Origin of the sequence: Massilia oculi (assembly GCF_003143515.1) — a bacterium.
Taxonomy (GTDB): domain Bacteria; phylum Pseudomonadota; class Gammaproteobacteria; order Burkholderiales; family Burkholderiaceae_D; genus Telluria; species Telluria oculi.
Genome location: NZ_CP029343.1, coordinates 3902269 through 3915484, shown reverse-complemented (window position 1 = coordinate 3915484; position 13216 = coordinate 3902269). Strand labels below are relative to the sequence as shown.

The following is a 13216-nucleotide window of genomic DNA, read 5'->3' as shown; positions in this document are numbered from 1 at the left end:
ACCCCGACTTCGCGCCGGCGGCGCCGTTGCTGTGCTGCCTGTACCTGCTGGCGGTGGCCGTGCCATTCCAGTGGGAACTGGCGCAGCGCCGCTCGCGCCAACTGCTCGGTACGCTGCGCCAGTATGTGGCCGGCGAAGTCGTCGACGAGTTGCTGCGCAGCGACCTGAAGGACCCGCTGGCGCCGCGGCGGCTGGAAGTGACCACCCTGGTGGCCGACATGCAGGGCTACACCAGCCAGGTCGAGGCGTTGTCGCTGGAAGAGGCGTCGCGCCTGACCACAGAGTTCCTGGAATGCCTCACGCGCCCGGTGCTGGCCCATCGCGGCACCCTCGACAAGTACACGGGTGACGGCCTGGTGGCTTTCTGGGGGCGCCGTTGCCGAATCCCGAGCACGCCGACCTGGCGCTCGACGCGGCGGCGCGCATCCTGCGCGAAGTGGCGCAATTTTCCAGCCAGCGCGTCGCCATCGGACTGCCGCCGCTGCGCGTACGCATCGGCATCGAGAGCGGCGTGGCGATGGCCGGCGACTACGGCACCGCGGCGCGCAGCATCTACACCGCCGTCGGCGACAGCGTGAATACGGCGGCGCGCCTGGAGCAGGCGGCGCGCGACTATCCGCACGACGTCATCGTCGGCGAGGGGACTGCCGCGCTGGCCAAGCGCCATCACCTTCAACTGCTGGGCGAACGCCAGCTGCGAGGCAAGGGAAGACCGACGCGCGTCTATACACTGGAGCAGGGCGAATGAGGCGCCTGGTCGCAAGCGTCGCGCTGGCGGCGGCATGCTGGTCGTGCCACGCCTTGGCGCAGGACGGCCCGGCCACCGATCCAGCGGCGATTGCGCAAGAAACGGACCAGCAGGAAGCGCTGTACCGCGCGGCACTGGGCGCGCTATCCGACGGGCGGATCGAGGAAGCGGCGGCCTTGCTCGAGCGGGTGGTGGCCGCACAGCCGCGCCACGCCGGCGCCTGGCTCGACCTCGCGATCACCCATTGCGAACTAGGCAATTCGGATGAGGCGGAGCGCCTGTTTGCCGGCTTGCAGCAACGCTTCGCGCTGCCCGAGCCGATCGTGGAGACGATCGCACGCTACCGCGCCACCGGCTGCGGCAGCAGGACCGCGCGCGAGGGCGGCGCCTGGCTGCTGGCGGCCACCCGTGGCCACGACGACAACGTCAACCAGGGCGCGAGCGATCCCAGGTTCACGATCGGCACCGGCAGTGCGCAGACCGAGTACGAACTGGACCCGTCCTTCCTGCCAAAGGAAGACAACTTCAGCCAGCTGACGCTGTCCACCGTGCACCCCCTCGGCGTTGGCGGCACGAACGCCATCGTCCAGGCCTATTCGCGCTGGCATGACCGGGAACGCAACCAGGACACTGCACTGGTGGTGGGGGCTCTCGAGCAGACGTGGAAGCCGGGCGGCTGGCTGCTGCGCGGCACGGCGGCGCTTGGCTACGTGACGCTGGACCGCATCCTGTACCAGCGCCAGAAGCAGCTGCAGATGCGCTTGTCGCCACCATGGAAGATGCCCAAGGGTGCGGAATTCGCCTTTTCGGGCAACCTCAGCCGCGTTGAATACCCTACCCGTCCCGCCTACGACGGCACCACCGTCGAACTCGGCGGCATAGCCGGATACCGTAGCGGGCGCAGCCTGACGCAGGCGACGCTGACCCGCCTCCACGACGACAGCAGCGACGGCCGTCCAGGCGGTGACCGCGACGGCTGGTTTGGCAGCCTGCAATGGTATGGCGCAGCCACCAGCCGCTTGAGCCTGGAAGGCGGCGTCGCCTGGCAACGCTGGCGCAGCCAGGCGCTGTATTCTCCCGGACTGATCAACACGCGGCGGCGGCAGGACACGGCGACCTTGCGCACCGCCGTCAACTGGAAGTTGCATCCACGATACAGCGTCATCGTGGAGTGGCGCAGCACTCTCAACCGCGAGAACATCTCGCTGTTCCAATATAATAGTCACGCCCTGCAGATGAGTTTGCGTTGGGATAATTTCTAACGCCAGGATTGGTGTACAAGCAATAGGTCGATATGTCCTGGGAATTGATTGTCTTCGTGGCGGCCGCTGGCGCCGTCGCGCTCGGCTGCCTGCTGCCGGCGCGCTGGCTTCCGCTGCTTCCGCACGATAAGCTGCTGCACTTCATCGCATTCGCGGGACTGAGCACCCTGGCGCTGCTGATCGAGCCATCCTGGCCGCGCCGTGCCGTGTGGCTGCTGGGTTTGCTGCTGGCCGGACTGGCCATCGAAATACTGCAGAAACTGGTTCCGGGACGCAGTTTCTGCTGGCGCGACATGGGAGCGAATACGGCCGGCATTGCCGCCGCCACCGCAGCGTTCGGACTGTTACAGGTGATTTGAGAACCGCATGACATCGTCGACCAACCGCAAGAACGACCCAGAAAAAGACGCCGCTCCCGGTGCCCTGACGCCCGCGCCAGCCGCTCCCGCGGCCAACGAACCGGCGACCCAGGAACATGAAGTCCAGATCCATCTGCGCAAGATCCCCTTGCTCGCCAATCTCAACGAAGAGGACATGCTGCAGGTAAAAACGAACCTGCGCATTCGCGAGTACGCCAAGCGCGACATCGTGCTGCAGAAGGGCGCGCCGGGCGACAGCCTGCTGTTCCTGCTGAGCGGCTCGCTGCAGGTCATCGACGTCACCGAGGATGGGCGCGCAATTGGCCTGCGCATGCTGCAACCGGGCGACTTCTTCGGCGAGATCGCCGTCATCAGCGGCGCCATGCGCTCGGCGTCGGTGGTGGCGCTGACACCCGTGCTGGTCGCCCTGCTGCCGCGCGCGGTCGCACTGCACTTGTTCACACATTCGCCATCGGTGGCCCATCAGATGCTGCGCTTCCTGGCCGAGAAGGTGCAGCGCGACTCGGAGTTCCGCGCCCTGCTCAGCATCCACAATACCTCGCGCCGCATCTTCACTTTCCTGAACCTGCTCAAGGAGAAAAAGGAAGGCGACGTCCATGTGGTGGAAAACCTGCCGACGCACCAGGACATCGCCAACATGATCAATACCAGCCGCGAGACCGTGACCCGTGCCTTGCTGACGCTGGTACAGCAGGGAATCATCAAGAAGGGTTCGCACAGCATCACGATCATGAAGCCGGAAGAACTCCAAAAACTCATCGAGGGCAATGGCTGACCGAATGCTGCCCACCGCACGTGCACGACTCCCTTCCGAGTTACCACAAGGCAAAAGTAACAACTGGTAACTCGTAAATTCCTAGTCAGCATCATGTTATAATCAGCAACTTATCTTCGGGGCCATCCCGAATAAGGACGCTCATCGCGCGTCCCGATTCCTGATCATGATCAAGCCCCACACCTATGATTTCCCGTAATATGCTGGGCGGCGTCTGGCGCTACCGCGGTTTCATCGCGGGCAGCGTGCGCCGCGAATTCCAGGCCAAATACCGCAATTCCCTGCTCGGCGCCGCCTGGACCGTGCTCAATCCGTTGGCCATGATCGTGGTCTACACCGTGATCTTCTCGCAGGTAATGGGTACCCGCCTTCCCGGCGGCACCGGCAATTTCGCCTACAGCATCTACCTGTGCGCCGGCGTGCTGACCTGGGGCCTGTTCGCCGAAATCACCACGCGTGGCCAGAACGTTTTCCTCGAACACGCCAACCTGATCAAGAAGCTGCAGTTCCCGCGCATCTGCCTGCCCATCGTGGTCGTGCTCAACGCGCTGGTGAACTTCGCCATCATCTTCGGACTGTTCCTGGTGTTCCTGGTCGCCACCGACGCTTTCCCGGGCTGGAGCGCGCTGGCCCTGCTGCCGGTGCTGGCGATCCAGATCCTGTTCGCGATCGGCCTGGCCATGGTGCTGGGCGTGCTGAACGTGTTTTTCCGCGACGTCGGCCAGTTCTTCGCCATCCTGCTGCAATTCTGGTTCTGGTTTACGCCGGTGGTGTACCCGGTCACCGCGCTGCCGGCCGAGGTGCGGCCGCTGCTGGTGTGGAACCCGATGGCCTCGGTTGTCCAGGCCTACCAGGGCATCCTGCTGCGCGGCGAGCTGCCGCACTGGCCGAGCCTGCTTCCAGTCACCGTGCTTGCCCTGCTGCTGTGCGCCCTGGGAATGCACCTGTTCCGCAAGCGCGCCGGCGAAATGGTGGATGAACTCTGATGGGCTCGATTATCGTCAAAGACCTGGGCAAGGCCTACAAGCAATACGGAAACCGCTGGAGCCGGCTGGCCGAATGGATTATTCCCGGAAACAAGCCACGCCACAAGCTCAAGTGGGTACTGCAGGACATCAATTTTCAGCTGGCGCCGGGCGACGCGGTCGGCATCATCGGCATCAACGGCGCCGGCAAGAGCACCTTGCTCAAGCTGATCACCGGCACCGCCCAGCCTACCACCGGCGGCGTGGCGATCCATGGCCGGGTCGCCGCCCTGCTCGAACTGGGCATGGGCTTCCATCCCGATTTCACGGGCCGCCAGAACGTGTTCATGTCGGGACAGCTGCTCGGACTCGCGGTCGACGAGATCGCCCGGCTGATGCCGCAGATCGAATCCTTCGCCGAAATCGGCGACTACATCGACCAGCCAGTACGGGTGTATTCGTCGGGCATGCAGATGCGGCTGGCCTTTTCCGTGGCCACCGTGGTCCGCCCTGACGTGCTGATCGTCGACGAGGCGCTGTCCGTCGGCGACGCCTATTTCCAGCACAAGAGCTTCGAGCGTATCCGCGAGTTCCGCAAGCAGGGCACCACGCTGCTGATCGTCAGCCATGACCGCGCCGCCATGCAGTCGATCTGCGACCGCGCGATCCTGCTCGACAGCGGCCGCCTGGCCAAGCAGGGCACGCCAGAGGAAGTGATGGACTACTACAACGCCCTGATCGCCGAGCGCGAAGGCAGCACCGTCGAACAGGTGCGCACGCCCGAGGGCCGGGTCCAGACCACGTCGGGCACCGGCCACGCCAGCGTGCTCGAGGTGGCGCTCGAGAACGAGGATGGCCAGGCGCTCGAGGTGCTCAATGTCGGCGTGCCGGCCCAGCTGCGCATCCGTGTCAGGATCAACAAGGCGGTGCCGCGCCTGGTGCTTGGCTATATGATCAAGGACCGCCTGGGGCAGCAGATCTTCGGCACCAACACCCATTACCTCGACCAGGCCCTGACCGGCCTGCGCGCCGGCGAACTCATCGAATACCGATTCCGGTTCCCGCTCAACCTGGGCCCGGGCAGCTATTCAGTGACCACCGCGCTCACCAGCAGCGAGACCCACCTCGCCGACAACTACGAGTGGCGCGACCTGGCCGCCATCTTCATGGTCATGAACATGAACCGGCGCGAATTCGTCGGCAGCAGCTGGCTCGAACCGCAAGTGGAGATCCAACGATGAACCAGACCTCGTTCTACCGCGCCTTCGAGGACCGCTACCGCGGTTCGCGCGAGACCATCAAGGACCGGCTGCGCGCCTATGCTCCGTTCACCGCGCCGTTACGTGGGCCCGGCCGAGTGGCTGCCGCGCTCGACCTCGGCTGCGGCCGCGGCGAATGGCTCGAGCTGCTGGGCGAACAGGGCTTCCAGGCCCAAGGCGTCGACCTGGATGACGGCATGCTGGCCGCCTGCCTCGAGCGCGGCCTGGCCGCGCGCCGCGACGACGCCCTCGCCGCGCTGCGCGCGCGTCCCGACGCCAGCCTGGCGCTGGTGTCGGCCTTCCACCTCGTCGAACACCTGCCGTTCGACCTGGTGCGCGAGCTGATCGCCGAATCGCTGCGTGTACTGCAGCCGGGCGGGCTGCTCGTGATGGAGACGCCGAACCCGGAAAACCTCACCGTCGGCGCCACCAGTTTCTATCTCGATCCGTCGCACGAACATCCGCTGCCGCCGGGCCTGCTCGGCTTCGCCGCCGAGCACGCAGGCTTCATGCGCCAGCGCATCGTGCGCCTGCAGGAAGACCCGCGTCTGCATACCGACGCGCCGGTGGGCCTGATCACGGTCCTCGAAGGCGTCAGCCCCGACTATGCGGTGGTGGCGCAGAAGGCCGCGCCGCAGGCGGTGGTGGCGCCGTTCGACGACGCTTTCGAGGCGCCGTGGGGCATCACGCTCAGCCAGCTCGCCCAGCGCTACCAGGAACAGCTGGCGGCACAGCACGCCGAGATCCACCAGATCCTTGGCCGGATCGGCGAACAGGGCGTGCAGACGGCCATCGCGCTGGCCGACGAACGCAAGCATGGCAGCGAACTGGCGCGCGCCCAGGCCCGGGCGGCCGAGCAGCAGGCCCAGCTCGCGCAGCAACTCGACGAGCTGCGCCAGCAGGCGGCGCGCCAGGAGGCGCGGCTGCTGCAGGCCGAAGCCCACGCGGCCGAGATGGGCCAGCGCGTGGTCGACCTGCTGTCGAGCACCTCGTGGCGCATCACCGCGCCGCTGCGGCGCGCAATGTCGCTGGCCTACCGCCTGCGCAATGCGCAGCGCGAAGGACGCCTGGGCAGCGCCGCGAAGTCGCGCGGCCTGCGCCTGGCGCGCCGCCTCGGCGGCGTCGTGCTGCGCCGCCCGGGCCTGAAGCGCGTCGTGCGCGCCGCGCTGCGGCGCGTGCCGGCGCTCGAGGCGCGTCTCTACAAGCTCATGCTCGACAACAGCGGCGCCGCCCGCGTGGTGGTCGACCAGCAACCAGGCGAACTGTCGCCGCGCGCGGCGCGCGTGTACCACCAGCTGCAGCAGCTGCAGAAACAGCAGCATTCATCGAAACAGGAACAGGCAAGGACCAGCGATGCGGATAGTCATTGATCTCCAGGGCGCCCAGTCGGAAAGCCGCTATCGCGGCATCGGGCGCTATTCGCTGGCCCTGGCCCTCGGGGTCGCGCGCAACGCCGGCGGGCACGAGGTGTGGCTGGTCCTGAACGCGGCCCTGGGCGGCGCGATCGAGGATATCCGCCAAGCCTTCGACGGACTGGTGCCGCGCGAACGCATCTGCCTGTTCGACGGCGCCGGCGCCAGCGCCGAGGCGCATCCGGTCAATTCGCCGCGCGCGCGCGCCGGCGAACTGCTGCGCGAATACGCGATCGCCCAGCTGCGTCCGGACGCCGTGCTGGTCACCAGCCTGTTCGAGGGCTATGTCGACGACGCCGTGGTCTCGATCGGCCGTTTCGGCGACGGCGTCGCCACCGCCGCCGTGCTATATGACCTGATCCCCTTCCTGAATCCCCAGCAGTACCTGCGCCAGCCGGAGCAGCGCAGCTACTACGAGCGCAAGATCGCCTCGCTGCGCCAGGCCGGCCTGCTGCTGGCGATCTCGGACTACTCGCGCCAGGAGGCCATCGATGCCCTCGGCCTGGATCCGGAGCGCGTGGTCTCCATCTCCACTGCGGTGGACGAGACCTTCTGTCCGGCCGAACTCGACCCTGCCCACCTGGCGGCGCTACGCGCGCGCTTCGGCATCAATCGTCCGGCGCTGATGTGCGCCCCGGGCGGCTTCGACGCGCGCAAGAACATCGACGGCCTGGTCGCGGCCTGGGCGCTGCTGCCGGCGCCCGTGCGCGGCGCGCACCAGCTGGTCATCGCCGGCAAGATCAACGACGGCGAACGCCAGCGCCTGGCGCAACTGGCGCGCCAGCACGGCCTGGCGCCCGACGAGATGGTGCTGACCGGCTACCTGAGCGACGCCGACCTGGTCGACCTGTACCGCAGCGCGGCGCTGTTCGTGTTCCCGTCGCTGCACGAGGGCTTCGGCCTGCCGGCGCTGGAAGCGATGGCCTGCGGCGCGCCGGTGATCGGCGCCGACAGCACCAGCATCCCGGAAGTGATCGGCCACCCCGACGCCCTGTTCGACGGCCGCCAGCCGGCCGCCATCGCGCAGCGCATTGCCGAGGTGCTGGGCGACCCGGCGCTGCAGGCGCGCCTGCGCGCGCATGGCGCGCTCCAGGCGCGCAAGTTCAGCTGGGACCGCAGCGCGCAGCGCGCCATCGCCGCACTGGAAGCCCATGTGGCGCAGGTGGCGCGGACCGCGGTGCAGGGCGCCACCAAGGATGCGCCCGCGCGCAAGCCGCGCATCGCCTTCCTGTCGCCGCTGCCGCCCGAGCGCACCGGCATCGCCGATTACGCGGTGCGCGTGCTGCCCACCCTGCTGCCCCACTTTGAGGTGGAACTGATCGTGCAGCAGGCCGAGGTGGCGCTGCCGCCCGAACTGGCGCACCTGCCGCAGCATCCGCCGGCCTGGCTCGACCAGCACCCCGGGCGCTATGAGCACGTCGTCTACCAGTTCGGCAACAGTCCTTATCACAGCCACATGATGCCGCTGCTGCAGCGTCATCCGGGCGTGGTGGTGCTGCACGACTTTTACCTGAGCAGCATGATCTCGTACGAGCAGATCACCGGCGCGATGCCGGGCGCATGGACCCGCAGCCTGCTGCATTCGCACGGCTATGCCGCGGTGCAGGCCAGCGTGGCGCCGGATGGCCTGGAGCAGGCCAAGCATGACTGGCCGAGCAACCTGGAGATTCTGCAGGACGCCAGCCACGTGATCGTGCATTCCGAGTATGCGCGCCGGCTGGCGCGCGACTGGTACGGCCCGCAGGCCGGCGCCGACTGGAGCCCGGCCCAGCTGCCGCGCGCGGCGCCGCTCGAGAACGACCGTGCGGCCGCGCGCCGTGTCCTCGGCATCGGCGCCGACGATTTCTTGGTCTGCAATTTCGGCTTCATCGCGCCCACCAAGCACTGCCTGGCCCTGCTGCAGGCCTGGCTGGCGTCGGCGCTGCATGCCGACCGCCAGTGCCACCTGGTGTTCGTCGGCGCCAACCATGGCGGCGACTACGGCCGCCAGATGAGCGAGACCATCGACGCCGCTGGCGGCGGGCGGGTGCGCATCTCGGGCTGGACCTCGGACGAGGATTATTTCCGCTACCTCCAGGCCGCCGACGTCGGCGTGCAGCTGCGCACCGGCTCGCGCGGCGAGACCTCGGGCACGGTGCTCGACTGCATGATCTACGGCCTGCCGACCATCATCAACGCCAACGGCGCGATGGCCGAGTTCCCGCACGACGCGGTCTGGATGCTGCCCGACGCCTTCGAGCAGCGCGAGCTGGTGCAGGCGCTGGAAACGCTGCGCGCCGACGACGCGCGCCGACTGGCGCTGGCCGCCGCCGGCTTCGCCCTGATGGGCACGCGCAACAGCCCGGAACGGGTGGGCCTGATGTACAAGGCGGCGCTGGAACGCGACGCCGTGCGCCGCCGCCTGGGCCAGCGCGCCCTGCAGGACGCCCTGCTGGCCACGCCCGGCCTCGAGCTCGACGACGCCATGCTGCAGCACCTGGCGCGCGCGGTGGCGCGTGCGCCCGATCCGCTGCAGCCGCGCCAGTTGCTGATGGACGTGACCACCATCGCCCGCAACGATCTGAAGACCGGCATCGAGCGCGTGGTGCGCAACCAGCTGATGGAGCTGCTGCAGCTGCGCGCCAGCGGCTACCGCGTCGAGCCGGTGTACCTGGACAACAGCGGCGAGCATCCCCAGTACCGCTATGCACGCAACTACGCAGCGCGCCTGCTCGGCATCGAAGGCGTGCTTCAGGGCAAGGATCCGGTGGTCGACGTGCTGGCCGGCGACATCTACTACTGCGCCGACCACTCGCCGCACGCCGCGATGGAAGCCGCGCGCAGCGGCCTGTACGCCGCCTGGCGCGCGCGCGGGGTGTCGCTCAACTTCGTGGTCTATGACCTGCTGCCGGTGCTGCGTCCCGAATTCTTCCCGCCCCACGCCGATGTCACCCATGCGGCCTGGCTCGAATGCGTGGCGGCCGAGGCCGACCGCCTGATCTGCATTTCGCACGCGGTATGCGCCGACCTCGACGCCTGGCTGGCCGAACGCGGCCTGGCCACGCGCGCAGGCCAGGTGCGCACCGGGCTGCACCTGGGCGCCGACCTTGAGCTCGCGGCGCACGCCTCGGCCGCCGAGTCGCCGCTGGTGCGCCAGGTCGCCGCGCGCCCCAGCTTTTTGATGGTGGGCACGATCGAGCCGCGCAAGGGCCACCTGCAGGCACTCGAGGCCTTCGAGCAGCTGTGGGCCGAGGGCGCCGACCTGAACCTGGTGATCGTCGGACGCGAAGGCTGGAAAGGCCTGGCCGACGCCGACCGCCGCACCCTGCCCCGCATCCTCGAGCGCCTGCGCGCGAGCCCGGAGCTGGGCCGCCGCCTGCTATGGCTGGACGGGATCGATGACGACACCCTGCAGCAGGTTTACCTGGCCAGCAGTTGCCTGCTGTTCCCTAGCGAGGGCGAGGGCTTCGGCCTGCCCCTCATCGAAGCCGCCCACCATGGCCTGCCGCTGATGGCGCGCGACCTGCCGGTGTTCCGTGAGGTGGCTGGCGATCATGCCCATTATTTCGCCGGCATGCAGGGCGCCGACCTGGCCGCTGCGGTGCGCGAGTGGCTGGCGCTGCACGCCGCGGGCCGCCATCCTACGCCGCAGGGCATGCACTGGATGACCTGGCGCGAACAAGCGCGCGCGCTGCTGGCCCTGCTGGACCCGGCGTCGGCGCCGCCCGCGCCATGACGCCGCTGCAGCACGTGCGCGCCCTCCAGGCGCGGCCCGGCCTGCGCCGCGCCGACTGGTGGCTCGACATCCACGGCCCCGCCGGCCTGCTGATGGCGGCCGCGCTCGGCCTGGGATACGCCTGGTGGCTGTACGGCTACCCGATGCTGCGCGGCACTGCCCCTTTCTGGTGGCGCGACAACGCCGACATCACCCAGTACCTGGCCGGCTTCAATGCCTACGCCAGCGACGCCTGGCGCTGGCCGCTGCTGCGATTCGAAACCCTTAATACCCCCGAGGGCACGGTCGCAACCTTCCTCGACACGGTGCCTTTGTACGCGCTGTTCCTCAAGCTGGTGCGCCACGGCGCGCCCTACTGGAACCCGTACGGCCTGTGGATCGCGCTGTGCTTCACCCTGCAGGGCGTGGGCGCATGGTGGATCTGCCGCGAGGCCCGCGTGCGCAACTGGGCCGCGCTGGCGGCGCTGGCCGTGCTGCTGGCCAGCTTCCCGGCGCTGACCTTCCGCATCTCGCACACCAGCCTGATGTCGCAATGGATCCTGGTGTTCGCCTTCGCGGCCTACCTGCGCGGCTCGCGTCTTGGCCGGCTCGACACGCTGGCCTGGATGGCGCTGCTGGTGGCGGCTTTCTACGTCAATATCTATCTGTTCGTCATGGCGTCGGCGATCTTCGGCGCCGATGTGCTGCGCCAGTTGCTGCGCACCCCGGCCACGGGCGCCACGCTCGGACGCGCGCTGCTGGCGCCGGTGGCCGTCTACGGCCTGCTGTTCGCGACGATGTGGCTCACCGTGCTCCCCTTGCCGTCGGGCGCGGGCAGCCGCGAATGGGGCTTCGGCCATTTTTCGATGAACCTCCTCGCACCGCTGCATGGCGGCCACCTGCTGCAGCTGGAGCATCCGGTGGCGCACGACGGCCAGGGCGAGGGATTCAACTACCTCGGCGTCTTCGTGCTGATGCTGACGGTCGTCGCCTACAAGGTGCTGCAAGGCCGCGATCCGGGCTTCTGGCGGCGCCATGGCGCCCTGCTGGGCGTGCTGGTTGTGCTGTGGCTGTTCGCGCTGTCGAACATCGTCTGGCTGGGCAACGCCCGGCTGTACGCCCTGCAGCTTCCGGAATGGATGGAGACCGTGACCACCACATTCCGCGCCTCCGGCCGGTTCTTCTGGCCGGTAGGCTATGCCGTCATTCTGTTCACCGTCATCGGCGTCGCGCGCCACGTGCCGGCATGGCGCGCCGCGGCCTTGCTGGCGGCGGTGACGGCGCTGCAGATGTGGGACCTGCAGGCACACCACCATTATGTGCGCAAAGTGGCGGCGCAGCAGTCGGTTCCAGCGATCGACGAGGCGCGCTGGAACGATTTCCTGGGTGCGCACACGCGGGCCTTGCATTACTATCCGCCGTTCCGCTGCAACGAGACGGCGGGCGCCAATGGCCTTCTGCCCGTGATGGCGTATTCGGTCAAGCACGGCTATCCGTTCTCCACCGGGTATATCGCGCGTGCGACCAAGGCCTGCGACAACTACGGCGCCACGATCGCCGGCCTGCCCGCCACGACTGCGATCGCGTTCGAGAAGCATTACTTCAGGCAGCAGCAGGAAGCCGAGCGGCTGGCCGGCCCGGGCGCCGTCTGCGCCGATATGGACATCGTTTTCCTGTGCCGAAAAAGTACCCATCCTGACACCGACAGACAATGAAGAAACGTGTATCCCTGGTCGCTCCGTTCTATAACGAATCGGGCAATGTATCCGAGTTCTTCCGGCGCATCGCCGCGATCGCCGTCGAACTGCCGCAGTACGAGATCGACGTCGTCGCTGTCAACGACGGCAGCCGCGACGCCACCTGGACCGAACTGCAGGAGGCACGCGCCAGGTATCCCTGGGTGCACCTGGTCGACCTGTCGCGCAACTTCGGCAAGGAGGCCGCGCTGACGGCGGGGCTCGACCGGGCGACCGGCGATGCGGTGGTGCCGATCGACAGCGACCTGCAGCATCCGCCGGAACTGCTGCGGGAGATGCTGGCGCAGTGGGAACAGGGCGCCGAAGTGGTGCTGGCGCGCCGCACCGACCGCTCGACCGACGGCCGGTTTCAGAAGCTGTCGGCGGTATCGTTCTACCGCTTCCACAACATGATCTCGAGGGTCGAGGTGCCGGTCGACGTGGGCGACTTCCGCCTGATGGACCGGCGCGTGGTCGAAGCACTGCGCCAGCTGCCGGAAAACCACCGCTTCATGAAGGGTCTGTTCGCCTGGGTGGGTTTCCGTACCGTGACCGTGCCCTACACGCCGGCGCCGCGCCATGCCGGCGCCTCCAGCTTCAATGCCTGGAAACTGTGGAACCTGGCGCTGGAAGGCATTACCAGTTTCTCGACCGTCCCGCTCAAGATCTGGACCTATATCGGCTTGGGCGTGTCGCTGCTGTCGCTCATATACGCCACCCTGATCGTGCTCGACACCCTGGTCGACGGCGTCGACGTGCCCGGCTATGCTTCGCTGATGGCGGGCGGCATGTTCATCGGCGGCGTGCAGCTGATCGGCATCGGCGTCCTGGGCGAGTATGTCGGCCGCATCTACCACGAAGTCAAGCGCCGTCCGGTCTACCTCGTGCGCGAAGAGCATCCCGGTGAAGACGTCGATGAAGCTCGTTGAGCTGTGCCGGCGGCTGCTGGCGCGTCACCACGCCTTCGTCACGTTCGGGCTGATCG

The 13216-nt window shown here is 67.9% G+C and carries 10 protein-coding genes; all 10 read left to right on the top strand.

Features of this window, described 5'->3' with window-relative positions; genetic code table 11:
- Positions 1–436: 436 nt before the first annotated feature.
- The 10 genes from DIR46_RS27335 to DIR46_RS17750 all read left to right on the top strand — a co-directional run bounded on the left by DIR46_RS27335 (position 437) and on the right by DIR46_RS17750 (position 13160).
- Positions 437–748: an adenylate/guanylate cyclase domain-containing protein gene (locus DIR46_RS27335; protein WP_441295130.1), complete on the top strand. Its 312-nt coding sequence runs from the start codon at positions 437–439 to the stop codon at positions 746–748.
- Complete coding sequence (locus DIR46_RS17790; protein WP_109346428.1) at positions 745–2010, top strand: tetratricopeptide repeat protein; 1266 nt, start codon at positions 745–747, stop codon at positions 2008–2010. Before DIR46_RS27335 ends, DIR46_RS17790 begins: the two co-directional genes overlap by 4 nt.
- Before the next feature lie 32 nt (positions 2011–2042).
- Positions 2043–2369 carry a VanZ family protein gene (locus tag DIR46_RS17785; protein WP_109346427.1) on the top strand — a complete coding sequence of 109 codons (327 nt, stop codon included), beginning with the start codon at positions 2043–2045 and terminating at the stop codon, positions 2367–2369.
- Between the two features lie 7 nt (positions 2370–2376).
- On the top strand, positions 2377–3165 hold the full coding sequence (locus tag DIR46_RS17780) for a Crp/Fnr family transcriptional regulator (protein WP_109346426.1): 789 nt from the start codon (positions 2377–2379) through the stop codon (positions 3163–3165).
- A gap of 185 nt (positions 3166–3350) precedes the next feature.
- Positions 3351–4151: an ABC transporter permease gene (locus DIR46_RS17775; RefSeq protein ID WP_109346425.1), complete on the top strand. Its 801-nt coding sequence runs from the start codon at positions 3351–3353 to the stop codon at positions 4149–4151.
- Positions 4151–5371 carry an ABC transporter ATP-binding protein gene (locus DIR46_RS17770; protein WP_109346424.1) on the top strand — a complete coding sequence of 407 codons (1221 nt, stop codon included), beginning with the start codon at positions 4151–4153 and terminating at the stop codon, positions 5369–5371. The genes DIR46_RS17775 and DIR46_RS17770 overlap by 1 nt, the downstream gene beginning before the upstream one ends.
- Complete coding sequence (locus DIR46_RS17765) at positions 5368–6759, top strand: class I SAM-dependent methyltransferase (RefSeq protein ID WP_109346423.1); 1392 nt, start codon at positions 5368–5370, stop codon at positions 6757–6759. The genes DIR46_RS17770 and DIR46_RS17765 overlap by 4 nt, the downstream gene beginning before the upstream one ends.
- Positions 6743–10516, top strand: coding sequence for a glycosyltransferase (locus DIR46_RS17760; RefSeq protein ID WP_109346422.1), 3774 nt, complete (start codon positions 6743–6745; stop codon positions 10514–10516). Before DIR46_RS17765 ends, DIR46_RS17760 begins: the two co-directional genes overlap by 17 nt.
- Complete coding sequence (locus DIR46_RS17755) at positions 10513–12210, top strand: DUF6311 domain-containing protein (RefSeq protein WP_109346421.1); 1698 nt, start codon at positions 10513–10515, stop codon at positions 12208–12210. The genes DIR46_RS17760 and DIR46_RS17755 overlap by 4 nt, the downstream gene beginning before the upstream one ends.
- Positions 12207–13160, top strand: a complete 954-nt coding sequence (locus tag DIR46_RS17750) for a glycosyltransferase family 2 protein (RefSeq protein ID WP_109346420.1) — start codon at positions 12207–12209, stop codon at positions 13158–13160. Before DIR46_RS17755 ends, DIR46_RS17750 begins: the two co-directional genes overlap by 4 nt.
- Positions 13161–13216: the final 56 nt, after the last annotated feature.